The organism is Diplocloster modestus (assembly GCF_019042245.1).
Classification (GTDB): Bacteria; Bacillota; Clostridia; order Lachnospirales; family Lachnospiraceae; genus Diplocloster; species Diplocloster modestus.
In genome coordinates, this window is the sequence record NZ_JAHQCX010000001.1 from 141327 (window position 1) to 167021 (window position 25695).

Genomic DNA, 25695 nt, shown 5'->3' on the forward strand with positions numbered 1-25695 from the left:
AGATTACTCCTTAATATTCAAAAATGAACCGATAACTTTGTGAACCAGATAGCTGGATTCCAGGAAAGAGAAATGACCAGCCCCTTTGACCGTCACCAGGCCGGCGCCCGGAATTAATTTTTCCATGAGCTGGCCGTCGGTAAGCGGCGTAGCCGTATCCATTTCCCCCCATATCAGCAGGGCGGGCGAAGAAATCAAAGCGAGAAGCGGGGTCAGGTCCTCATTTACCACCTTAACCAGAACCTGCCGCATCAGCGGGGACGCCGCATTATAATCCGCAGATCCGCTTTTGGCGCGCATTCTCTCCAGGGCATCGGGATAAAGCTTTTTCACAATACCAATATTCAATATCTTCTTTCCTAATTTATATATTCGTATTTTGCATTTTTGTTTCAAAGTTTTTTTCGGAAGGATCCCGGCGCTGTCTATCAGGATCAGTTTAGGAAATGTCACAGGAAGATTCCGTCGGGTCACCATTTTAATAATCACTCTGCCCCCAAAGGAATGCCCGATCAGGATTACGGAACGGATTCCCATTTCCCGGATAAAATCCAGTACAAAGTCCACATAATTATCTACATTCCAGGCTGCCGGAGGTTCCGGTGTCTCCCCAAACCCAGGCATATCCAAAGCATAGACTCTATAATGCGGCGCCAGATAAGCTGCCATCTGATTGTGCAGAGTGAGATTCGAGCCCCACCCGTGCAGGATCAGGACATCCTCCCCTTCACCGGATACCATATAATTGGTGCGAATATTCTGAACCGTAATATTCAATAAAATCATCCTTTAACATATAATAATAGAGATCATTTCATTATAGTGCGAGACGAGCTCCTTTGTCAAGAAAACTGAGGGGGGAATTAGAGGGGGCCGGGGCTGCCGGGGCCGGGATGCGCAGGGATCGTCCGGCTGCAGGCAAAGTTCCCCCTGTACGGCCCGGCCGGATTACTTATGGCGGAAAAAAGCAACCTCATAAACAGCTCCGGGAGCCTCTGAAAGCAGGGAAAATGCCGGCAGGGAGCCGCCATTTTCCCTTGAGTCTCCCTCCGCTATTCGGCCATGCTTTTTTCTGCCATAAGTGATCCGGCCGGGACGGAGCCGTATGCTGTCAATGCTGGTGAATAGTAGTAAAGGGATAAATTGTGTATAGGGGAATGGGATAAAAATGTGCGCATTGACAGAGGAAAACGAAAGGGTTATGATGAAAAAAGTGAATTTAATAAGGAGCGTAATGGAAATGGATTTAGAAAAAATGAATTTATTTGATCGGATAGAACCGATGATTGGCAGGACGCCGTTGTTGGAGATTCAGTTTAAATTTAAGGGGACAAAAAGACGGATTTTTGCCAAAATGGAATCATATAACCTCACCGGTAATATAAAGGACCGGGTGGCTTTTTATATAATGAAGAAAGCCTATCAGGAGGGAAGTATTCATCCCGGGGATAAGATCGTGGAGGCGACCAGCGGTAATACTGGAATCGCTTTTTCTGCCCTGGGCAGTTATCTGGGGCATGAGGTAGTGATCTATATGCCGGACTGGATGAGCAGTGAACGTGTGAATCTGATGAAGAGCTATGGGGCTAATGTACGTCTGGTTTCCAGGGAAGAGGGCGGCTTCTTGGGTTCGATCCGGATGACCGAGGAACTGGCGGAAAAAGGGAACGTATTCTTGCCCCGCCAGTTCTCTAACGAGGACAATACGAAAGCGCATTATGAGACAACCGGACCGGAGATTGTAGCGCAGCTTTTAGAACTGGGACTAAGAGCGGACGGTTTTGTAGCTGGCGTGGGAACCGGCGGAACCGTTATGGGAGTCGGCCATGCACTCAAGGACAGCAATCCTTCCTGCAAAGCTTATCCTCTAGAGCCCCTGAACTCCCCCACACTTTCCACCGGTTATAAAGTCGGAAAACATAGAATCCAGGGAATTTCAGATGAATTTATACCGGATCTGCTGAAGCTTCCGGTACTGGATGAGGTGGTCTCCGTAGATGACGGTGATTCCATCATCATGGCCAGAATGCTTTCTGAGCGGCTGGGCTTAGGTGTCGGAGTATCCTCCGGCGCGAACTTCATCGGCTGTGTAATGAAGCAGGAAGAGCTGGGGCAGGACAGCGTATTTGTCACCACCTTCGCAGACGACAATAAAAAATATCTCTCAACAGACTATTCCGAACCACAGGAAATGAAAGATACCTATATAACCAAAGAACTGGAGCTTCTAAGTGTGACAGCCCATCCCTGTCCATCATGCCAAAAATCAGAGCACATGGATCTATAACTATCACCAAAGAAGGAGCGGGCTGGGGCAGGAAGGGGCTTGCGGGGACGGGCGCAGCGGAAAAGGGAACCGAATCCAGGGCGGGGGCCCAAACGTCACAGGCTGGAAATCGCTTGAGGCCGGATCTTAGAATGGGTTACGGAGAAGGGAACGGAACCTTGCAGGTTCGGGCCACTGTTTGAGCCGTATTTTGGCGAGTTTGGCCCGGACCTGCGAATAAAAGGTTCCGTTCCCTTCGGAGTTACCCATTCTTAGATCCGGCCGAAGCGATTTCCAGCCTGTGACGTTTGGGCCCCCGCCCTGGATTCGGTTCCCTTTTCCGCTGCGCCCGTCCCCACAAGCCCCTTCCTGCCCCAGCCCGCTCCTTCCCTTAGTAAAATAAAAATGTAGCAGAACCACAAACAGGAGGATGACTATGGAAGAAATACAACAGGAAAATAAGATGGGTGTTATGCCGATCAACAGATTATTGATTACGATGTCCCTGCCGATGGTGATATCCATGCTGGTGCAGGCTTTATATAATGTAGTGGACAGTATGTTCGTGGCTATGATCGGGGAGGATGCACTGACTGCGGTTTCTTTGGCCTTTCCGATCCAGAGCCTGATGATCGCGGTTTCTACAGGAACCGGCGTCGGGATCAATGCGCTGCTGAGCAGAAGCCTGGGGGAAAAGAATTTTAAGGAGGCGAACCGTGCGGCGGAAAACGGGGTCTTTCTGGGCATTTTGAGCTACCTGGCGTTTGCCTTGTTCGGCGTTTTTTTTTCGAGGATCTTTTTCGAAACACAGACGAATGATGCACAGATTATTCAATATGGAACAGAGTATCTGATGATCTGTACCATATTTTCACTTGGTATTTTTATGCAGATTACGTTTGAAAGGCTGATGCAGTCGACCGGACGAACGATTTATAATATGATCACCCAGGGTACCGGCGCTGTGATTAATATTGTGCTGGATCCGATTCTGATCTTCGGACTTTTGGGATTTCCGAAAATGGGAGTCGCCGGGGCTGCTGCCGCAACCGTAATAGGCCAGACTGTGTCCATGCTGATGAGTTTTTATTTTAATGAAAAGAAGAACGTGGAGATCAAACTGAAGGTCCGGGGATTCCGGCCGAACGCGAAAACGATCCGGAACATTTACGCGGTGGGATTTCCCTCTATTATCATGCAGTCCATTTCTTCGGTGATGACGTTTGGGGTAAATAAAATCCTGCTGATGTTTTCCTCTACGGCCGTTTCCGTATTTGGGGTTTATTTTAAACTGCAGAGTTTTATTTTTATGCCGATCTTTGGACTGAACAATGGAATGGTTCCGATCGTGGCTTATAACTATGGGGCCAGGAACAGAAAACGGATTATGGATACGGTAAAATTAAGTACCATACTGGCTGTGGGGATTATGCTGGTGGGAGTATTTATCTTTGAGATTTTCCCGGAACAGCTGCTGAAGCTGTTCAATGCTTCGGAGCAGATGCTGCAGATCGGCGTGCCGGCGCTTCGCATTATCAGCTTAAGCTTTGTGTTTGCCGGTGTAAGCATTACGGTTGTTTCCGTGTTTCAGGCGCTGGGGAACGGGATATACAGCCTGATTATTTCCATCGTCCGTCAGCTGGTTATTATCCTGCCGGTGGCATACCTGTTTGCTATAACGATCGGCCTTGGGGCGGTATGGTTTGCATTTCCCATCTCGGAGATCGCTTCCATTATCATGACGTTACTGATGTTCCGCCACATGTACAGACAGAAACTGGCCGATCTGTGATCCAGACAGAACGGCCTGCACAAAGATGATTGTGAAATAGGGAGGAATCAAGTATAATTAGATTCTAAAGGATATGTGTTATGCGCAGCAGGAAGCGCCGGTGCGGGGGCTGGAAGGACGCCGCATTCGGCAAGGGGTATGGTGTGCGTAAAGGAGGGAATGTGGGATGATGGACGGAGCAGGGACGGAGAGCTTAAGTAAAATACTCAATCATATGGGGAACACTGCCGTTTATGTAATAAGACGGGATACTCATGAACTACTCTTTTTTAATGATAAAGTCAAAGAGATCACACCGGATATTTCACTTGGAAAAATCTGCCATGAAGTGTGGAAAGGCAGCTGTTCCAACTGCCCGCTGCTTACGATGGGAGACCAGGAGACGAATACCAGGGTCAGTTATGGCGATCCTTTCGGAAAGGTTGTGGACATTTCAGCCACTAAGTTTACCTGGGGTGATGAAAATATCCCGGCATATCTGATCTCTGTCACGCCACATGTATCCAGCCTGGAAGAGCAGAAGCTGGAACGGGAAAGAGAAAAACTGGTTATTGTGGCGGGGAAAGAGTATCCGGTGATCTATTCGGTAAACCTGACGAAAAATACATATGTAAAATTGAGCCAGGAATCATCCCAGGCGGTTCTGCCCCGGCCTTCCGGGATCTTCGATGATCTGCCGCTGACGGCGTCGGAGACGGTGCATCCTGACTACCGGGAACGCTATCTGAAGATGTTCAACCGGCAGAATCTTCTGGCTTGTTATGCGGCCGGCCAGGAGGAGGTGGAACTGGAATTTCCGCAGCTTTATCAGGATGGAAATTATAAGTGGGTGCTTGTCCGGGTCGTATTTCTGGAGAGAATGACGGAACAAGGGGATGTGATGGAGATCACTCTCTGTAAAAATATAGATGTTCATAAGAAAATGAAGGATCAGCTGGAGCTGGAGCGACAGACTGCATTTGACAGTATTCCGGGCGGAGTGATCAAATGCCTGGCGGATGAGCAGTTTACTATAATGGAAATCAGCCGTAACTGCCGGGAAATGCTGAATATCTCCGGGACGGATCCGGGCGGCGGACTGCGTTTCTTCCAAAGCAAGAAAAATATAGAATACTGCAGAACCAGTTCTGCCAGGGGACTTCCGGTGAATTTCGACGGGCGGGTCAGGGGAGAACAGGGCCTGATACAGTGGTTCCATATAGAGGGGAAGAAAACCGGAGAGCAGAACGGAATCGCGGAGTATACCCTGGTGATGCTGGATATTACGAAACGCAAAGAAGCGGAGGCGGAACTGGAGCAGGAAAAGCTCAAATACCGGATTGCTGTGGAAAATTCCGCGGATGTCATTTTTGAATATTATCCTGAGGAGGATCTGTTCCTGAGCCAGGAGAATGCACAGATGGGCGGGAAGGCTGTCCGTATGGAAAAGTATCATGAAAAGGTGGCCGAGGTCATATATCCCCCGGATCAGCCTCTTATAGAACAGTTAATTATGGGGGAATCACACCAGGCGGAAGTGCGTATAATCCCATATCAGGGCCAGGATTATCACTGGTATCTGATCCAGGCGGATTACATGCGCGGTAAGAATGGAGTTATGCGTCTGATCGGGACCATGCGGGACATTAACCGTCTTAAGATGACAGAAGCAGAATATCGTTCCAAGGAAAAACTGTTAATCGATAGTGTAATGACTCTCTTTGGAGAATTTATCGTGTTGAATCTGGACACCGGTAAATTTATTTCTTACAAATCGGATGAGCTCATGAGCGCGATAAAAGAACAGGAGAATTTTCAGGCGTTCAATAAAGAATACGGAGAGACCATTGTCCATCCGGAAGACCGGGAGAGATTCTTTGAATTTTATAAGCTGGATCATATCCGTCAAAGAATCGGGAATAAAGACAGGAGGATTATACTGGAAGTGCGCCGGCTGAATGCCGCCGGGGAGTACCGGTGGTGCGAAATGATCGGCACTCTCCTGGAAGGACGCGAGGATAATTTGATTCTTCTGACTTTCCGTGATATCCACGAGCTGCATCTGGTCCTGCAGGATGCCCTTAAGATGGCGGAACAGGCAAACACTGCCAAAAGTGATTTTCTTTCCCGGATGTCCCACGATATCCGGACTCCGATGAACGCTATTATGGGAATGACTTCTATTGCCGCCGCGAATCTGGATAACCGCACGAAGATCGAAGACTGCCTGGCGAAAATAGGACTGTCTGCAAAGTTTTTGCTTTCCCTGCTGAACGATGTTTTGGATATGTCCAGAATTGAGAGCGGGAAGATAAATATTGTCAATGAACCATTTCAGATCCAGGAAGTGATTGAGAGCGTTATTCTGCTGATTGAAGGGCAGACCAAGGTGAAAGATCAGGAGCTCCAAATACAGATTGACGATAGGGTCAAAGGGACTTATATAGGAGATTCCCTGCGCGTTCATCAGATTCTGATGAATCTGCTCACAAACGCGGTAAAATATACCGATGAAGCCGGGCAGGTGTCCCTGTGTATCACACCAATCCGCCAGGTTCAGGATGTTATGTGGACTCGTATCGTGGTAAAAGACAATGGGATCGGCATGTCGAAGGAGTTTCAGCAAAAGATCTTCGAACCGTTTGAGCAGGAAAGACAAAACGGCGGAAGGGTCTTTGAGGGAAGCGGGCTGGGGCTTGCCATTGTGCAGAATCTGATTCATATGATGGGAGGCAGCATCTCGGTGGAAAGCAGTCAGGGTGAGGGCAGTTGTTTCACGGTGATATTGCCGATGCAAAAAGCAGAGTACCCCCAGGAAACGGAAATTTTATATGAGGAGGACAGCCTGCCTGATACCGGAGATTATGATTATCAGGGGGAACAGGTGCTGCTGGTGGAAGACAGTGAACTGAACCGGGAGATCGCGCAGACGATTCTGGAAATGCGCGGTCTTAAGGTAGATACCGCTGAAAATGGAAAGAAGGCTGTGGATCAATTTAACCGGTCGGCTCCTGGAACCTATCGGGCCATTCTCATGGATATCCGGATGCCGGTTATGGACGGACTAAAGGCCACGAAGATGATCCGGGAGGGGATGCATCCGGAGGCTGAGAGTATACCGATTATAGCAATGACGGCTAACGCGTTTGAAAATGAGAGGCAGGAAGCCGAGCAGATGGGAGTGGACGAATACCTTACGAAACCGATTGACCAGGATCAGTTGTTTTTTACATTGAATAAAGTGTTGCGGGGCAGGAATGGAAAATATACAGAGCTATAATTTTTTGAATATAATATAGACCGATCGGTCTGTTTGTGATATACTATGAAACAGACTGATTGGTTTGTTTTTTGTTTTAGTAAAAAAGGAGTGAAGATATGACCCGAGAGGAACAGAATACTAAGAGTAAGGAGGCCATCATTACCGCTGCCGTCGCAGAGTTTGGCAGACATGGGTATGAGGGCTCTTCCCTGAATACTGCGCTTAATGAGGCTGGTATTTCAAAAGGTAAAATTTATCATTATTTTGAAAGTAAGGACCAGGTGTACCTTGCATGTGTCAGTGCCTGCTTTGACCAGCTCATGGAAAGGCTGCAGGGAGAAAAGGATAAAGAGGTGCGGACGCTTCCGGGATATTTTCAGATAAGATGGGAATTTTTTGAAGAATACCCCTCATTCGCGCAAATTTTTTTTGAAGCGGTTGAACGTCCGCCGGAACATTTAAGGGCAGAGATACAGCAGCGGAAGGCCTGTTTTGATGAGTTTAATCTGTCCGTGTTCCGCGCGCAGCTTGCGGGACTAAAGCTGCGTGATGGAATCTCCGAGGAGGATGCGATCGAGTATTTCCAGGTGTTTCAGGAGATATTTCATCGTCTGATGATCACAAAGCTGAAGGATGCTCCGGCGCAAAATGTGCTGGAACTACATGAAAAAGAGCTGCGGAAGAACCTGGATATCCTCCTGTATGGCATAGCGAAGGAGGAGACCGTATGATAACGATATCGCTTCTTAGGCTGGCCATCGCTTTTGTGCTCGCTTTATTACTGGGGAAACTGGTGGCGAAAATCAGACTTCCATCAATACTAGGCTGGCTGCTGGCGGGTATGATTCTGGGGCCGCATGCCTTTCGGCTCATCGACACCTCTGTTTTAGATGCCGTATGGTTCCAAAATGCAGTCCATATTCTGGAGTGCGCTGTGGGTCTGATGATTGGTACGGAAATAATCTGGAAAGTGATCAGACGTTCTGGAAAACAGATTATCGTGACTACGCTGACAGAATCTCTGGGCACCTTTCTTGTAGTAACTCTGGTTTTCGGCATTATTTTTTTTATTGAAGGAGTTCCGTTATATCTTGCCGCTGTCTTCGGGGCCATTGCATTAGCTACTGCTCCAGCACCGTCTCTCTCTATCGTCAGGGAGTTTAAGACCAACGGTCCGGTGACAAAGACGCTTATCCCCATGGCGGCTTTGGATGATATCGTAGGCGTTGTGGTGTTTTTTACAGTCATTTCTGTGGTATCCGCCAAAGTGTCCGCTCAGGCGATGCCGGTTTGGGTGATTATACTGACGCCGGTTCTTCCGCTGCTGATCGGTGTAATTGTGGGAATACCCGCTGGATTTGTGTTGAAAAAGGTTCGGGGACGGTATGCGCTGCCCGTTCTTCTTGCCTTTATTCTGGCTGCGGCTGGCGTCGGATTTCTATTTAACAATTGGATTATGCCGCAGCCCGTATTGAATTTTATGCTGATTGGTATGGCATTTTCCGCCGCATTCGCCAATATAATCCCTACAACGCAGCTGGAAAGCCTTATGAAGAAGTTTAATCCTATTCTGGGCTTTTCCCTGATTGTGGTGATCCTTAATCTGGGAGCGCCGCTGGATTATCACTTGATTCTGGGGGCAGGCGCGTATACCGCTGTCTATATAATTACCCGCGCCATCGGAAAATACAGCGGTGCGTGGTTCGGTGCGCGTATCACGAAATCCCCGAAGGTCATTCAGAAATATCTGGGATTTACTTTGCTCCCTCATTCCGGTGTCTCTTTGGTATTTACCGGAATAGTGGTATCTACGCTGTCAGCTCCAGCTCCTGAGGAAGCAAAAATCGTTCAGGGCACGATTGCGGCTGCCGCTGTGGTCAACGAAGTAATCGCTGTGATCTTGGCTAAGAAGGGATTTGAATGGGCGGGAGAGACAGGAAAGCCGGAAATAACTGCTCCATAAGGTATAAGAAAAGGCATTGGAGGTCAGCGGGGTATCCGTCCGCTGCTTTTAAACCGGGCAGGGAAAGCGGTACCAGAGGATATCACAAGTATCTCAAGCTTTGCAGAGCTTCTGACTATCCTGGAGAGTGAAGGTTTATAAAAAAATTGTCACAACCTGCGTTCTTGGCTGTCTAATATAGTGAAAGTAATAGAAGGAGGAAATTGCATGCAGACGGAAACTTTTGAACTGATTGACAAAGCCGTGGATGGCAACAAAAAGGCGCTGGAAGGGTTGATTTTGGAGGTAGAGGATATGATCTACAACCTTTCCCTTCGAATGCTGGGGAGCCTTTATGACGCGCAGGATGCAACTCAGGAAATTATCATCAAAATCATTACCCAGCTCTCGACTTTGCTGGTTATGTCGGCGGTGCTGGGGACGGCTATTTCAGCAGCGGGTCATTTTATCCTGTAAGAATTCCGGTATATTGGAGGGGGCCCTGGCAAACTGGAGTGACGTTCTAGTATTATGTAGGAACGTAATCCGGTTAACTTCTGACGGTGTTGGTGTATTTTCCAGTATTGTAGTAGTATTTCTCTAAGCCGGTAAAGACGGAATTTCAGCATTAAGCTGGCGTTCCGTCTTTTTTAAATCTTATATTGGATATGGATTAGACAGCTTGTTAAAATATACAAACGGAATTAGGTTGGTAATATTTAGATGCGGAAAAAAGAACAAGTGTTCCATTTTTTCCTATACTTTTTTGAATGTCTATGGTATAATTCTTGTTAGTCTCAACATTGACCACAACAAAACCTTGCAGACCTTACTTTTATCACAGCAACTGGAGAAAGTGATGTAAATGCAATATATTTTGATGAAAATGTTTGGTTTACGCATAAAATGATGGGGCCTTTATACTAATGTAGAAACCCATACGATAAATTACTACTTAAAAATTATTTTCAGGTGGTGTGACTTAAATCTGTATAAGGTTAAATTAGATAATCTATCAATTGGCCATACAAATATCACACGAATTTAAGGTAGATAGACGAACTTTTTTACTATGAAATTTGGAGGTGGAATTTTGGAAAATTTGTTCAAATTACACAGTGAATATCAGCCTACCGGCGACCAGCCCCAGGCCATCGAAGCCCTTGTAAAAGGCTTTAAAGAAGGCAACCAATTCGAGACTTTGCTGGGGGTTACGGGTTCCGGTAAGACATTTACCATGGCGAATGTCATTCAGCAGTTACAAAAACCGACCCTGATCATTGCCCACAACAAAACCCTTGCCGCGCAGTTATACGGAGAGTTCAAGGAGTTCTTCCCGGAGAATGCCGTGGAGTATTTTGTGAGCTACTATGACTACTATCAGCCGGAGGCATATGTCCCCTCTTCGGATACCTATATTGCAAAAGATTCCTCCATCAATGATGAGATAGACAAGCTGCGGCTCTCCGCGACTACCTCGCTGTCGGAGCGGCAGGACGTGATCATTGTGTCCAGTGTGTCCTGCATCTACGGCCTGGGAAGCCCGGTGGATTACCAGAATATGACCGTATCCCTGCGTCCGGGAATGCAGAAAGACCGGGAGGAGGTGATCCGTAAACTCATCGACATGCAGTATGACAGAAATGAGATGGACTTTAAACGTGGTACCTTCCGGGTGCGCGGCGATGTTCTGGAGATTATCCCGGCTGACTGGAGTGAAACCGCGGTGCGGGTGGAATTTTTCGGAGACGAGATTGACCGGATTGTTGAGATTGACATGCTGACCGGTGAGATTAAGAATACCCTTACACATATTGCCATCTTTCCGGCGTCCCACTACGTGGTTCCGCAGGATAAGATCAATGAGGCCTGTAAGCATATTGAAGCAGAGCTGGAAGAGCGGATTCGCTATTTTAAGAGCGAGGACAAGCTTCTGGAAGCTCAGAGAATATCGGAACGGACAAATTTTGATATCGAGATGCTGCGGGAAACCGGCTTTTGTTCGGGGATCGAGAATTACTCCAGGCATCTGTCGGGTTTGGAACCCGGTACACCGCCCTGGACGCTGATCGACTATTTTCCAGATGATTTTCTGATTATGATCGACGAGTCCCATAAGACAGTGCCTCAGATCCGGGGCATGTATTTTGGGGATCAGAACAGGAAGAAGACTCTGGTGGAATACGGATTCCGGCTCCCCTCGGCCAGAGATAACCGGCCCCTTAACTTTGAGGAATTCGAGAGCAAGATCAACCAGCTCATGTTCGTGTCCGCGACGCCGGGAGAGTATGAGGCGGAGCATGAGCTACTGCGGACGGAACAGATCATCCGGCCTACGGGTCTGCTGGACCCGGAGGTGGAGGTGCGCCCTGTGGAAGGACAGATCGATGACCTGGTGGGTGAGGTAAATAAAGAGGTGGCAGCACACCACAAGGTGCTGATTACTACACTGACCAAACGGATGGCGGAAGATCTGACAGACTATATGAAAGATCTGGGAATCCGTATAAAATATCTGCATTCCGACATCGATACACTGGAACGCACGGAGATCATCCGGGATATGCGTCTGGATGTATTCGACGTGCTGGTGGGAATCAACCTGCTGCGTGAGGGACTGGACATTCCTGAGATTACCCTGGTCGCCATACTGGATGCGGACAAGGAAGGGTTCCTGCGTTCGGCTACCTCCTTGATCCAGACCATTGGACGGGCTTCCCGTAATTCCGAGGGACATGTCATCATGTACGCGGACAAGATTACGGATTCCATGAAAGAAGCCCTGGAGGAGACCGGCCGGAGACGGCAGATACAGCAGAAGTATAATGAAGAGCACGGAATTACCCCCCAGACGATCCAAAAAGCGGTGCGGGATTTGATCAGTATCTCCAAAGCTGTGGCGAAACAGGAGATGATATTTGAAAAAGACCCGGAATCCATGAGCAAAAAGGAACTGGAGAAGCTGGTGGCGGATCTGAACAAACAAATGAAACAGGCGGCGGCGGATTTGAACTTCGAAGCTGCCGCAGAGCTGCGTGATAAGATGATCGAGTTGAATAAGCAGCTGCATGATCTGGAAGGATAAGAGCAGGAGTAAGAACGATGACAAAAATAAAAGATACAAAAAATTACATTAAAATCCGGGGGGCAAATGAGCACAATCTGAAGGATCTGAGCGTGGACATCCCGCGCAATGAATTTGTGGTACTCACAGGTTTGAGCGGATCCGGCAAATCATCCCTGGCGTTTGACACTATCTACGCGGAAGGGCAGCGGCGGTATATGGAATCCCTGTCCTCTTACGCCAGACAGTTCCTGGGACAGATGGAAAAACCCAATGTGGAGAGTATAGAAGGGCTGCCGCCGGCCATCTCCATCGATCAGAAATCCACAAACCGGAATCCCCGTTCCACGGTTGGAACTGTGACGGAGATCTATGATTATTTCCGGCTGCTGTATGCCAGGATCGGAATTCCCCATTGTCCGAAATGCGGCCGGGAGATTAAGAAACAGACGGTAGACCAGATGGTAGACCAGATCCTGGAGCTGCCGGAAGGAACCCGCATTCAGCTGCTGGCGCCGGTAGTCCGGGGCAGAAAGGGCGAGCATACGAAGCTGTTCGCCAAGGCAAAGAGAAGCGGATACGTCCGGGTACGGGTTGACGGGAACCAGTATGAACTCTCGGAAGATATACAATTATCCAAGAATATCAAACATAACATAGAAATTATAGTGGACCGCCTGATCGTAAAACCGGGAATCGAAAAGAGGCTGACGGATTCGATTGAAAATGTGCTGGAACTGGCGGAAGGCCTGCTGATCGTGGATGTGTTCGGAGGCGACCCGATTAATTTCAGCCAGAGCTTTTCCTGCCCGGACTGCGGGATCAGCGTCGACGAGATCGAACCCAGAAGCTTTTCCTTTAACAATCCGTTCGGCGCCTGCCCGGACTGCTACGGTCTGGGGTACAAGATGGAGTTTGATGAGGATCTGATGATACCGGATAAATCTATCAGTCTGGCCGATGGAGCGATCGTGGCCATGGGCTGGCAGTCCAGTACAGACTCCGGGAGCTTTACCCATGCGATACTGAAGGCTCTGTCAGAGACATACAAATTTGATCTTCACACACCCTACCAGGAGCTGCCGGAGGATATCCGGGACGTCATCATTAATGGGACCAACGGCCGCGAGGTAAAGGTGCACTATAAAGGTCAGCGGGGAGAAGGCGTCTATGATGTGGCCTTCGAAGGTCTGATCCGGAATATGGAACGCCGTTACCGGGAAACCGGTTCCGATACTATGAAACAGGAATATGAGACCTTTATGCGTATCACCCCCTGTAAAACCTGTGGTGGCCAGAGGCTGAAGCAATCCGCCCTTGCGGTAACAGTGGGAGACAAGAACATCCATGAAGTAACCTCCATGTCCATACTGAATCTGCGGCAGTTTTTGAATGATCTGGAGCTTACAAACCAGCAGATGCTGATCGGCAAGCAGATTTTAAAAGAAATCAAATCCCGTATCGGATTCCTGAATGATGTGGGATTGGAATACCTGACCCTGGCCAGGGCCACCGGGACTCTGTCCGGGGGGGAAGCACAGCGGATCCGTCTGGCCACACAGATCGGCTCAGGTCTGGTAGGCGTAGCTTATATCCTGGACGAGCCCAGTATCGGGCTGCACCAGCGGGACAATGATAAACTGCTCCGGACACTGAATAACCTAAAGGAACTGGGGAATACGCTGATCGTGGTAGAGCATGACGAAGATACGATGTATGCGGCGGACCATGTGATCGATATAGGACCGGGAGCCGGAGAACACGGCGGACATGTGGTGGCCCAGGGAACGGCCGAGGAGATTATGAAATCCAAAGACTCCATAACCGGAGCCTATCTGAGCGGAAAGATCAAAATTCCGGTGCCGAAAGTGCGTAAGCAGCCCACTGGTTTCCTGACGATCAAAGGAGCCAGGGAAAATAACCTGAAAAACATCGACGTGGACATTCCGCTGGGCGTTATGACCTGTGTCACCGGAGTATCCGGGTCAGGTAAAAGCTCCCTGATCAATGAGATTCTGTACAAAGCCCTGGCGAAGAAACTGAACCGGGCGCGGACGATACCCGGAAAGCACGCAGGGATTCTGGGAGTAGAACAGCTGGATAAGGTGATTGATATAGACCAGTCCCCGATCGGAAGAACACCCCGGTCGAATCCGGCTACCTATACCGGAGTATTTGACCAGATCCGGGATTTGTTCGCGGGTACCCCTGACGCCAAGGAGCGGGGGTACAAAAAAGGCCGATTCAGTTTCAATGTGAAAGGCGGCCGGTGTGAAGCCTGTAGCGGGGATGGTATTATAAAAATAGAGATGCATTTCCTGCCGGACGTCTACGTGCCGTGTGAAGTCTGCCAGGGAAAACGCTATAACCGCGAGACACTGGAGGTTCATTACAAAGGAAAGAACATATACGATGTGCTGGACATGACGGTAGAGGAGGCAAACAAATTTTTTGAAAACGTGCCGTCGATTCAGCGCAAGATCTCCACACTGAATGATGTGGGCCTGTCTTATATCAAGCTGGGTCAGCCATCCACTACATTGTCCGGGGGAGAGGCGCAGCGAATCAAGCTGGCTACTGAGTTAAGCCGGAGGAGCACTGGAAAGACGATCTATATCCTGGACGAGCCGACCACCGGCCTGCATTTCGCAGATGTCCATAAGCTGATCGAGATCCTTCAGAGGCTGGCAGAAGGCGGCAATACGGTTGTGGTCATCGAACACAATCTGGATGTAATCAAAACAGCGGATTATATTATAGATATCGGCCCGGAAGGGGGCGATGCCGGCGGTACGATCATAGCGACTGGAACGCCGGAAGAAGTGGCGAAGAATCCGAAATCCTACACAGGGCAGTATGTGGCGAAATATCTGGAATAGCTGCTCGTTCAGACGAGAGACTTCCCGAAAGCCAGGGGATAAGATACAGGATTTTTAAAGAGGATCATACGGTAATATCTATCGTGACAGCAGCCTCGCCGCCCTGCATGGCGGCAGCGGAAGGGATACCTGCCGGAACAGCAGGCGAAGATTGCATATCCTGACTGCTCTGAGTCATTCCACCTGAGATGTTTTCCAGCTGGTCTTTCAGACGTTTTTCTTCTGCCTTGAGTTCCTGGGGGCTGGGATAATAGTCATGTATTTGCCCGTATTCACGAACCGTTCTTTTTACCTGTTTTTCTTTGAGGAGGCGTTTGAAATACATGGCTTTTTTCAGATTATGATTGCGTTGAGCCTTCTTCCGGGCAGAGGCTATGAGTTCTTCTTTTTTTAGCTGTTTGCTCTTCAACAGCGCCTTTCGCAGTACCTGCTCCGCCTGATGCGTCAAAGGCATAGCCTCTTTCACGGCATAAGAGCCGGATTTCAGCTGATAGATATTTCTACGGATGGAACTGATAGTAACCTTAACCATCTGCTGATTTCTGGCTCTGGCCAGTCGGGCCAGATCTCTGGATGGAGTGTAGGAAGGCTTCTTTTTCACAGTGATGGTTGAGCCGTCTTTATTATGATAACGGCTGATGGAATTCCCCTTAAACAGGGCTAACGCTCCACCTGGTTAAGCAGAGACTTCCAGGTCTTAGTGAGCTCTTCCAGACACCAGTCTCTGAACTCTGTATCGTTTTGCATTTTCTGCAGTATGTCCGGGGGCAATACCAGCTGGAACTGCTCTTGATGACTCCTGGCATAAAGGATAATCTGTTCTTTTCCCGACAGATCCTGTATCGAAATCTGTGCGCCGGGCATCCATTGCTGCAAATTCAGGTGACTGAGATAGGCGGCAGTATTCCGGCTGTCACCTGCCGTTTTCACAAACCGATCCATGGGCATACCGCCGGCAGCAGAAATATGATCTTCCGGCCGGGAAGTCTGCGCACTTTGTTTTCTTTCGTCTGCGGTGCTGCGCTTTTCAGGAGCAAGAGCTGCATAAGCCCCCCGATTCTGTTCAATTTTCAAGAAACCATCCCCTCCACAAACCATTCCGATCTAATGCCAGTCAGTATCGTTTATTATCCTTATTATACAACGCTGAATTACAATTGTTAACTTCTAAATTTTAAAATGTCTCTATGAAATTAAAATATCTCAGGGAAATGTCCGGGCACTATAATAAAACCCGACGCTTTCCTGTTATCGTATATATTTAAGAGAAAATTAAGTTGCGGGATGGAAACGCAAGTAGTACAATTGTGATGGTAATGATTAGATAGAAGGAGTCTGTATGAGGAAGAAATTACTGTTTATCTATAATGTACATGCAGGTAAAGAGTTAATTAAAAATAAATTGGCCGGGATCCTGGATATATTCGCCAAGGCCGGATACGAAATCACTGCGTACCCCACGCAGAGAAGTAAGGATGCGGAGGAAAAAACCCGTGAGGATGCCGGCGATTATGACCTGCTGGTATGCAGCGGAGGCGACGGTACGCTGGATGAGGTGGTAACCGGTATGATGAACCGGACCCAGCGGATTCCCATTGGGTATATCCCCGCCGGTTCCACCAACGATTTTGCCAACAGCCTGGGGCTGCCCAAAAATATGCTCCATGCCGCCCGGGTTGCTGTGCGCGGAGAAAGCTTTCCCTGCGATATCGGAGCGTTCAATGACAATTTCTTTGTGTATATCGCGGCGTTTGGAATATTTACGGACGTATCCTATCTCACACCGCAGGAACGGAAGAACGTGCTGGGGCATATGGCTTATGTGCTGGAAGGAGTGAAGCGCCTGTACTCGATCAAGTCTTATCGGATCCGGGTAACCTATGACGACGACAGTAAGATAATCGAAGATGAATTTATGTTTGGCATGGTCACAAATTCGAGATCAGTGGGCGGGTTTAAATCGATTATAGGAAAACATGTGGTACTGGATGACGGAGTGTTTGAAGTCACATTGATCAAAAAACCCACGAATCCCATAGAACTAAATGAGATCCTCTCATCCCTGCTGATTAAGGAAATAAACACCAAACATATGTACACATTCCGAACGGGAAGCCTGCATATTGAATGCAGAGAGGAGATTCCCTGGACACTGGATGGAGAATTCGGCGGAGAGCATACCCATGTGTTCATAGAAAACCATCACCAGGCAGTGGAGATCATGGTGAAGAAGCCGGAAATGGCTCTGAGATAGAAAATAGAGCAGGAATATCCAGCGTTAACGATAAAAATAGAATAAATTCCCATCAGAAATTGGGGAAAACGTAAAAAATTATGAAAATACTTTGATTTTTTAAATGAATTGTATATAATAATGAATACACACGTTTAAAGATGCTTACGATTGGAAAAAATAAATGAAAAACGAGTATGATGAAAGGGGATTGTCATGATAGCAACAGATATCGGGATTGACCTTGGTACAGCCAGTATTCTGGTGTACATCAAAGGTAAAGGCGTTGTACTGAAAGAACCCTCGGTTGTAGCTTTTGATAGAGATACGAATAAAATTAAAGCCATAGGAGAAGAGGCCCGGCTGATGCTGGGAAGAACTCCCGGTAATATTGTAGCGGTGCGTCCGTTGAGACAGGGTGTTATTTCCGATTATACCGTTACGGAGAAAATGCTGAAATATTTTATACAGAAAGCCATCGGCAAGAAGACCTTCCGAAAACCCCGGATCAGTGTCTGCGTTCCAAGCGGCGTAACGGAAGTGGAGAAAAAAGCCGTGGAAGATGCGACATACCAGGCCGGAGCCAGGGAAGTTTCTATTATAGAGGAACCCATTGCAGCTGCCATCGGCGCTGGGATTGATATTGCCAGGCCCTGCGGCAATATGATTGTAGATATCGGCGGTGGTACTTCTGATATCGCGGTTATCTCCCTTGGAGGTACGGTGGTCAGCACCTCGATCAAGATCGCCGGCGATGATTTCGATGAAGCGCTGGTTCGTTATATGCGTAAAAAACACAATCTGCTGATCGGAGAGAGAACGGCAGAAGATATCAAGATAAAGATCGGATCGGCCTACCACAGAGCGGAGACGGATTCCTATGATGTAAGGGGAAGAAATCTGGTTACGGGGCTTCCGAAGACCGTTACCGTTACCTCCGATGAGACGGAAGAAGCCCTTCGTGAGACTACCGCACAGATCGTGGAAGCGGTGCACAGCGTATTGGAGAAAACTCCTCCTGAGCTGGCGGCTGATATCGCGGACCGTGGAATTGTCCTGACCGGAGGCGGCAGCCTTTTACGGGGACTGGAAGAACTGATCGAAGAAAAGACGGGCATTAACACCATGACAGCAGAGGATCCAATGACCGCTGTGGCCATCGGGACCGGTAAGTTCGTAGAGTTCCTGTCCGGAAAAAGGGATGATTAAAGCTGAATAAACGGGGACGGAGGCTTTGAGGTTCGCATTGTCGAGCCGGTCAGAAGCCCCCGTCCCTTGTTGCATCAGGCGGAATATAATCGAGGTTCGGTTGCGAAACTCTATTAAGATGAGAAGGATGACGGGATGGAGAAGCTGGAAGGTTACATAGAGCATATTGTGTTCCGAAATGAAGAAAATGGATATACGGTTTTGTCCATGATCAGTGAAGGGGAGGAGATAACCTGTGTCGGATCTTTTCCTTATATCAGTGAGGGCGAGCGATTACAGGCATCCGGCAGCTATACGGATCACCAGATCTATGGCCGCCAGTTTCAGGTGGAAACCTTCGAACTGAAAACACCGGAGGATATCATGTCCATTGAGAAATATCTGGGGAGCGGTGCGGTCAAGGGAATCGGAGCGGCCCTTGCGGCCCGGATCGTCCGGAGGTTTGGAGAGGACACATTCCGTATTATGGAGGAAGAGCCGGAACGGCTGGCGGAGGTTAAGGGGATCAGCGAACGCAAAGCACAGGAGATCGCGGCTCAGGTTGTGGACAAACATGATATGCGCAATGCTATGATATTTCTCCAGAAATATGGGATCAGTACCAACCTGGCGGCCAAAATTTACGGGCATTACGGCCAGGAACTATATGGGATCATACAGGAGAACCCTTACCGGATGGCCGACGAACTGGCGGGAGTGGGATTCAAGATAGCGGACGAGATAGCGGCCAGAGTCGGGATACAATCCAACTCAGACTACCGGATCCGCAGCGGTATTCTCTTTGTTCTGATGCAGGCGGCAGCGGAAGGACATACCTATCTGCCGGAACCTGTGCTGCTGAACAGGACAGGAGACTTGCTCCGGGTGGAGATCCCTCATATCGAGAAGTTTATCATGGATCTTTGTATAGATAAGAAACTGATCGTAAAGGAAAAAGACGGAGTCCGGAATGTATACGCCGCTCAGTACTACTATCTGGAGTTAAACGTGGCTGCTATGTTACATGATTTGAATGTAAACTGTGAGATTTCTACTGATAAGATCAGTGAACGGCTGGAGAAAATCGAAGAAATCGCACATATTGAGCTGGATGAGATGCAGCGGATGGCCGTGATCGAAGCGGTGAAGAACGGATTGCTGGTAATAACAGGAGGTCCCGGCACCGGAAAGACAACCACGATCAATGCCATGATCAAATTCTTCGAAACGGAAGGCCTGGAGATCCGGTTGGCTGCGCCTACAGGACGCGCGGCAAAGCGGATGACCGAGGCCACCGGCTATGAAGCGCAGACGATTCACCGTCTGCTGGAGCTGTCCTATGTGCCGGATGATGATGACGGCCGGATAAATTTTGAACGAAATGAGCAGAACCCTTTGGAGGCGGATGTCCTCATGATCGATGAGATGTCCATGGTGGATATCAGCCTGATGAATGCTCTGCTAAAAGCGGTAACGGTAGGTACCCGCCTGATTATGGTTGGGGATGTGAATCAGCTGCCTTCGGTAGGCCCCGGCAGTGTGCTGAAAGATATTATCGATTCTCATTGCTGCAATGTAGTACGGCTGACGAAAATATTCCGGCAGGCATCCATGAGCGATATTGTGGTAAATGCGCATAAGATCAACGCTGGTGAGCAGGTGCTTCTGAACAATAAAAGCAAAGACTTCTATTTCCTGAAGCGGGAGGATGCCAATGTCATTGCGCAGTCTATCATTTATCTGGTTGACAAAAAGCTGCCGCCCTATGTGGAGGCAAGGCCTTACGATATTCAGGTGCTGACCCCCATGCGCAAAGGCAATCTGGGCGTGGAACAGCTGAACAAAACACTGCAGCAGGCGTTAAATCCTCCCGGGCCCAATAAGCGGGAGAAGGAATACGGCGATCACATTTACCGGGAAGGCGATAAAGTGATGCAGATCAAGAATAATTATCAGCTGGAATGGGAAGTGCGGGGCCGCTACGGAATACCGGTAGACAAAGGGACCGGCGTCTTCAACGGTGACATGGGTGTAATCAAAGAAATCAATCTGTTCGCGGAGCTTTTAACTGTGGAGTTCGATGAGGGCAGGTGCGTGGAGTACAGTTTTAAACAGCTGGAAGAGCTGGAGCTGGCCTATGCCATTACGATTCATAAGGCCCAGGGGAGTGAGTACCCCGCGGTGGTGATACCGCTCCTGACGGGGCCCAGGATGCTTCTGAACCGGAACCTGCTGTATACGGCAGTGACCAGGGCCAGACGGTGTGTAACGATAATAGGCAGCGAAGCTACGTTTCGGGCTATGGTGGAAAATGAGAGTGAACAGTCACGTTATTCCGGTCTCCGGGACCGGATCAGGGAGGTGTCACAGCAGCATATATGAGATGGAAAGAACTGTTGTTAGACTTTTTCTTTCCCAGAAGGTGTCCGGTCTGCGATCAGATCGTGACACCTTACGGGGAAAAAATCTGTAAAAAATGCCGCCCTCTTCTCAAAAGGATTGGCGAGCCCAAGTGTAAAAAGTGTGGAAAACCTTTGGAAAATGAAACGGCGGAATATTGCTATGACTGCAGCCGAAAGACTTATCATTATGAGAGCGGCGTGGCGGTGTTTGTCTATGACACACGTATGAAAGGCAGTATCGCCAGATATAAATACCCGCCGTTTAGGCGTGAATACGCAAAGTACTATGTGGAGGAGATGATCCATGCCAGCCGCATGCAGATGCAGCGATGGAAGCCGGATGCTCTGATCCCGGTCCCCATACACAAGTCAAGGCTTGCTTTCCGCGGCTTTAATCAGGCTGAATTGCTGGCCCGAGGTCTTTCGAAAGAATTTCAGATACCTGTCCGTACCGATCTGGTATATCGTATTAAGAAAACAATTCCCCAGAAAGAATTAAATGAGAAAGAACGTAAGAATAATTTAAAAACCGCTTTTCATGTAATGCCAAATACGATAGAATGTAAAACAGTAGTGCTTGTGGATGACATTTATACCACCGGAAGTACCATGGAGACGCTGGCGAAGGCACTGAAAGCCAATGGCGTGGATAGAGTGTATTTCGTGTGCCTGGCGATTGGCAGGGGATATTGACCAAATTACTTTTCATTCCCGGGCTTTTATGATATAATGTCGACAGACATTATATCTGCGCCGGAGCGCTTTCCTTAGCGCGGAGTGTGCATCTCCCGGAAGGGATCATGATTGCGTGCAATCATGATATAATGTCGACAGACATTATATCTGCGCCGGAGCGCTTTCCTTAGCGCGGAGTGTGCATCCCCCGGAAGGGATCATGATTGCATGCAATCATGATATAATAAGTTTTATCAGAATTTGGAAATTCAATGAATGCTTTGAGGTGACCAGATGGTAAATGAAGAAAAGATCAGGTTGATGACAAAGCTGGCTATTTATGAAGATAATGACGGAAAAAAAGAGATTCCGCTGGCCAGTTATTTTCAATCCGATTATATCAGTTATAATGTAATCAAAACGGCAATATTTGTGACGATTGCATATGCCATTATGCTTGTGCTCTGGGCTGTCTGTAACATGGATTATGTTCTGGCAAATCTGAATCCCGACCAGCTGATCGTTATGATTGAAAAGATCGTAATTATATATGTGGCGGTTATGCTTGTGTATCTGATATGTTCCTACATTATATATCGGATCCGTTATAAACAGGCGAGAAAAGATTTGAAAGATTACTACAGGCTGCTGAAAGAACTGAATGCTTTCTACAGTAAGGAAGAGCAAAAGACAGGGCGCCAAGAACGATCAGGAGGACAACTTTATGATGATCACATTACTGGAATTTAGGGAGCAGTTGAAAAACTTCTACGCAAGATTCGAAGTTTATATCACACCGCTGTATAAGTTCTTAGTTTCCTTAACGGCGTTTCTGTTAATTAACCAAAATATGGGTTATTTAAAACCGCTGAAGAACCCGGCAATTGCAATCATACTGGCGCTGCTTTGTTCCTTTTTGCCGATGAATTTCGCGGTATTTTTTGCGGGGATACTGATACTCGGGCATGCGGTTGGCCTTTCTTTAGAGGCCGGGATCGTGGTTCTGTGTGTGGAGCTTCTGATACTCATGCTCTATCTCAGGTTATCTCCGAAGTCCAGCTTTATACTGCTGCTGACTCCGATTGCATTTGCACTGAAAGTGCCTTATGTGATACCGATCTCCGTTGGACTGGTGAGCATGCCGGTAGCGGCGCTGCCTGTAGGCTGCGGGGTAGCCGTATATTATCTGATTGACTTACTGAAGACCAACGCCAGCGCGCTGAGTAATTCAGATACGGAATCAATGCTGACCAGGATCACCCTGCTGGTCAATGGTATTATCGACAACAAGGCCATGCTTCTGACCATCGCGGCATTTACAATTACAATTATTATAGTATATATCATCCGGCGTTTGTCTGTAGACTATGCATGGAGTATCGCGATCGGTGTGGGGGCCATCACGGATATATTCGTTCTGCTGATCGGCGACTTTATACTGGATGTGTCCAATTCCCTGCTTATGCTGATCGTGGGAAGCCTGGTGGCGGTGCTGTTGGCTCTGGTATTGCACTTTTTCCTGTTCAGTGTGGATTATTCCAGAACAGAACGGGTACAGTTTGAGGACGATGAGTATTACTATTATGTAAAAGCGGTTCCGAAGATGAGTGTCACTACGCGGAAGAAACAGATCAAGAAAATCAACGCGAAGAAAGACGACAGAAGAAGCGAGCGGTACTAAGAAACTGCTAAAACACAGTTAGATATAACTGTGAAAAAATGCATAAGATAGTGAAAAACGACAGTGAAAGACTGCAAAAGATAGTTAGAAATAACAGAGAAAGGAAGTGATAAAATGAGTACACTGGCAAATTATTTCAGTCAATATATGACTGATCTGAAACCCCTGAACCTAAAACTGACGGATTTCGTTGAAGTACTTATTTTGGCCTTCCTGATTTATGAGATACTGGTATGGATCAAAAATACGAGAGCCTGGATACTGCTAAAGGGGTTTATTTTGCTGATGCTCTTTATTTTAATGGCGCTTATTTTCCGGATGGATACGATCCTGTTTATCGTGGGGAAATCCGTAAACGCCGGTATTATCGCGCTGGTGGTTATATTCCAGCCGGAGCTTAGAAAGGCCCTGGAGCAGCTGGGACAGAAAAATGTGATTGCCAATATAGTCTCCTTTGACAGTAACAAGGAACCTTCCGAGCGCTTCAGCGACCGGACCATCAACGAAGTAGTGAAAGCCTGCTTTGAGATGGGAAAAGTAAAGACAGGCGCATTGATAGTCATAGCTATGGACATACCGCTGACAGAATATGAGCGTACAGGAATCGTCGTTGATTCCGCCATATCCAGCCAGTTGATTCTGAATATTTTTGAGCATAATACGCCATTGCACGATGGTGCTGTTATCATGTGCGGAGATCGGATCACAGCCGCAACCTGCTATCTGCCGCTTTCGGACAACATGGAACTCAGCAAGGAACTTGGAACCAGACACCGGGCGGCTATAGGAATCAGCGAGGTTACGGATTCCTTTACAATTGTCGTATCGGAAGAAACCGGTGCGGTTTCCATTGCACAGGGGGGACGTCTGTGGAGAAATGTAGATCAGGACGTGCTGAAAAAACGTCTGGTAGAGATACAGGGCAAGGAAGCAGAAGCCAGACGGTTCAGACTGTGGAAAGGAAGGCATAGAGATGAAAGAAAAGCTGGCCAATAATTTTGGTTTAAAACTGATCTCGCTGGCCGCCGCTATCGTCATCTGGTTCCTTGTGGTACAGATCAACGATCCGGTTATATCGGAGTCCTACGACGGAATCACGGTTGAAATGTTAAATGTAAAAGCACTCGCAAGTGATCAGGAATACAGTGTGCTGGATGACAGCGATCATGTGGATATTACGGTAAAAGCGAGAAAATCAGTCATACAGGATTTAACAGCGGAAGATTTTAAAGCCCATGCGGATATGCTGGAACTGACACAGATGGGATCAACCTGGGTCGCTCCGATTGATATCACTCTTCCGAAGGATGTCAGTGAGAGTGATATATATTATCGTCCGCATAATTTGAAAATTTCGATAGAAGAATCAGAGACAAAAGCAGTGAAAGTCTCTGTGGTAACGAAAGGAACGCCAGGCGGCGGGTATGTGGTAGGAGATAAGCAGCCCAATCCCAGTTCCATAGAGATTAAAGGCCCGGAATCCGTGGTTAAGAAAGTTAAAAACGCAGTGGCCACAGTGAATGTCACGGACATGACCGCGGATCAGACATTCCCCTCAATCAAGCTTACCATGGTGGATAGCGATGGGGATCCGGTGATAAATGCAGATAAACTGAAATATGAACAAAAAGAAAGCGGTATCAGTGTCAAGATTGTTATGTATAAAAAACAGCTGGTGTCCTTGAAGGGATCCTACAGCGGGAGTCCGGCGGAAGATTACCGGGTTACGAATGTGATTTGCGATCCTGATCAGATTACGATAGCGGGTCCGGAGAGTGCCCTTGAGAAGATAGGCAGCTCTATAACAATAAATCCGTCCTTTTTAGATGTAAGCGGTTTAGACAAGGATAAAAGTGTGGTTGTCGATATAACGGAATTAATAGACTCGGATAAGATCAAAGTCGTAGACCCGGTGGATGAGGACGGCAAAAGCCAGGTACTGATGATTGCCTATATCGAAAAAATGGTGGAATGGAATGAGTTGGTGTCAAAAGACAGTATAGAAGTTACGGGCGCGCCGGAAGGTTATTCCTATTCGTTCTCCGATAGCATGGCAAACCTGGTGGTTACACTGGAGGCACTGGAAGCGGAAAAAGCCAAATTTGACCAGAGCACGCTGAAGACTTCCATAGATCTGTCCAATTATAAAAGGGCCGGCAGTTATGAAGTTCCAGTAACCGTGAGTGTTCCGAGCCCATATACTGTGAAAGAACCGGTCACAGTAAAAATCGATTTGCGGAAAAAGTAGACGATATAGCAGGTCAATCATGAAACAGGTCAGCTATAAGGCATTAGGGGTTCCTGTATAGGAACATATATGCGGATACGCATT

The 25695-nt window shown here is 47.9% G+C and carries 19 protein-coding genes; 16 read left to right on the plus strand and 3 right to left on the minus strand.

Annotation, left to right across the window (positions count from 1 at the left end):
* Positions 1 to 3: 3 nt before the first annotated feature.
* Positions 4 to 777, minus strand: coding sequence for an alpha/beta fold hydrolase (locus KTH90_RS00805; protein ID WP_158351542.1), 774 nt, complete (start codon positions 775 to 777; stop codon positions 4 to 6).
* Between the two features lie 463 nt (positions 778 to 1240).
* Between KTH90_RS00805 and KTH90_RS00810 the strand changes: the two genes are divergently transcribed.
* From KTH90_RS00810 to uvrA, 8 genes are all read left to right on the plus strand, one after another.
* Complete coding sequence (locus KTH90_RS00810) at positions 1241 to 2287, plus strand: PLP-dependent cysteine synthase family protein (protein ID WP_238726090.1); 1047 nt, start codon at positions 1241 to 1243, stop codon at positions 2285 to 2287.
* Between the two features lie 415 nt (positions 2288 to 2702).
* Positions 2703 to 4058 (plus strand): MATE family efflux transporter, encoded by a 1356-nt coding sequence (locus tag KTH90_RS00815; protein ID WP_238726091.1) that lies wholly within the window; start codon positions 2703 to 2705, stop codon positions 4056 to 4058.
* 166 nt (positions 4059 to 4224) lie between these two features.
* Positions 4225 to 7317 (plus strand): PAS domain-containing hybrid sensor histidine kinase/response regulator, encoded by a 3093-nt coding sequence (locus KTH90_RS00820; RefSeq protein ID WP_238726092.1) that lies wholly within the window; start codon positions 4225 to 4227, stop codon positions 7315 to 7317.
* A gap of 98 nt (positions 7318 to 7415) precedes the next feature.
* A complete protein-coding gene (locus tag KTH90_RS00825; protein ID WP_158351549.1) occupies positions 7416 to 8030 on the plus strand; it encodes a TetR/AcrR family transcriptional regulator in 615 nt (204 codons plus the stop codon).
* Positions 8027 to 9262, plus strand: coding sequence for a cation:proton antiporter (locus KTH90_RS00830; protein WP_275061292.1), 1236 nt, complete (start codon positions 8027 to 8029; stop codon positions 9260 to 9262). Before KTH90_RS00825 ends, KTH90_RS00830 begins: the two co-directional genes overlap by 4 nt.
* Before the next feature lie 207 nt (positions 9263 to 9469).
* Positions 9470 to 9718 (plus strand): RNA polymerase sigma factor, encoded by a 249-nt coding sequence (locus KTH90_RS00835; protein ID WP_238726093.1) that lies wholly within the window; start codon positions 9470 to 9472, stop codon positions 9716 to 9718.
* 595 nt (positions 9719 to 10313) lie between these two features.
* Positions 10314 to 12326, plus strand: a complete 2013-nt coding sequence (gene uvrB, locus KTH90_RS00840) for an excinuclease ABC subunit UvrB (RefSeq protein WP_275061293.1) — start codon at positions 10314 to 10316, stop codon at positions 12324 to 12326.
* A 17-nt stretch (positions 12327 to 12343) separates the two neighbouring features.
* Complete coding sequence (gene uvrA / locus KTH90_RS00845) at positions 12344 to 15184, plus strand: excinuclease ABC subunit UvrA (RefSeq protein ID WP_238726095.1); 2841 nt, start codon at positions 12344 to 12346, stop codon at positions 15182 to 15184.
* 64 nt (positions 15185 to 15248) lie between these two features.
* On the opposite strand, the gene KTH90_RS00850 is transcribed toward uvrA, so the two are convergent.
* Together KTH90_RS00850 and KTH90_RS00855 are read right to left on the minus strand one after the other, a co-directional pair.
* Positions 15249 to 15785 (minus strand): hypothetical protein, encoded by a 537-nt coding sequence (locus KTH90_RS00850; protein ID WP_158351558.1) that lies wholly within the window; start codon positions 15783 to 15785, stop codon positions 15249 to 15251.
* Between the two features lie 59 nt (positions 15786 to 15844).
* The gene (locus KTH90_RS00855) at positions 15845 to 16258 is read right to left on the minus strand and encodes a hypothetical protein (RefSeq protein WP_158351560.1); all 414 of its coding nucleotides are present in this window, start codon (positions 16256 to 16258) and stop codon (positions 15845 to 15847) included.
* 265 nt (positions 16259 to 16523) lie between these two features.
* On the opposite strand from KTH90_RS00855, the gene KTH90_RS00860 reads away from it, so the two are divergent.
* The 8 genes from KTH90_RS00860 to KTH90_RS00895 all read left to right on the plus strand — a co-directional run bounded on the left by KTH90_RS00860 (position 16524) and on the right by KTH90_RS00895 (position 25611).
* Complete coding sequence (locus KTH90_RS00860) at positions 16524 to 17438, plus strand: diacylglycerol/lipid kinase family protein (protein WP_238726096.1); 915 nt, start codon at positions 16524 to 16526, stop codon at positions 17436 to 17438.
* A 195-nt stretch (positions 17439 to 17633) separates the two neighbouring features.
* Positions 17634 to 18626: a rod shape-determining protein gene (gene mreB / locus KTH90_RS00865; protein ID WP_158341832.1), complete on the plus strand. Its 993-nt coding sequence runs from the start codon at positions 17634 to 17636 to the stop codon at positions 18624 to 18626.
* 135 nt (positions 18627 to 18761) lie between these two features.
* Positions 18762 to 20987, plus strand: coding sequence for an SF1B family DNA helicase RecD2 (recD2, locus tag KTH90_RS00870; RefSeq protein ID WP_238726097.1), 2226 nt, complete (start codon positions 18762 to 18764; stop codon positions 20985 to 20987).
* Positions 20984 to 21700, plus strand: coding sequence for a ComF family protein (locus KTH90_RS00875; protein ID WP_238726098.1), 717 nt, complete (start codon positions 20984 to 20986; stop codon positions 21698 to 21700). The genes recD2 and KTH90_RS00875 overlap by 4 nt, the downstream gene beginning before the upstream one ends.
* A 276-nt stretch (positions 21701 to 21976) precedes the next feature.
* On the plus strand, positions 21977 to 22432 hold the full coding sequence (locus KTH90_RS00880) for a hypothetical protein (RefSeq protein ID WP_158351567.1): 456 nt from the start codon (positions 21977 to 21979) through the stop codon (positions 22430 to 22432).
* Positions 22407 to 23363 (plus strand): hypothetical protein, encoded by a 957-nt coding sequence (locus KTH90_RS00885; RefSeq protein WP_238726099.1) that lies wholly within the window; start codon positions 22407 to 22409, stop codon positions 23361 to 23363. Before KTH90_RS00880 ends, KTH90_RS00885 begins: the two co-directional genes overlap by 26 nt.
* A gap of 114 nt (positions 23364 to 23477) precedes the next feature.
* Positions 23478 to 24359: a diadenylate cyclase CdaA gene (gene cdaA / locus KTH90_RS00890; protein WP_158351569.1), complete on the plus strand. Its 882-nt coding sequence runs from the start codon at positions 23478 to 23480 to the stop codon at positions 24357 to 24359.
* Entirely contained in the window at positions 24337 to 25611 is a 1275-nt protein-coding gene (locus KTH90_RS00895) for a CdaR family protein (protein WP_238726100.1), read from the plus strand. The genes cdaA and KTH90_RS00895 overlap by 23 nt, the downstream gene beginning before the upstream one ends.
* Positions 25612 to 25695: the final 84 nt, after the last annotated feature.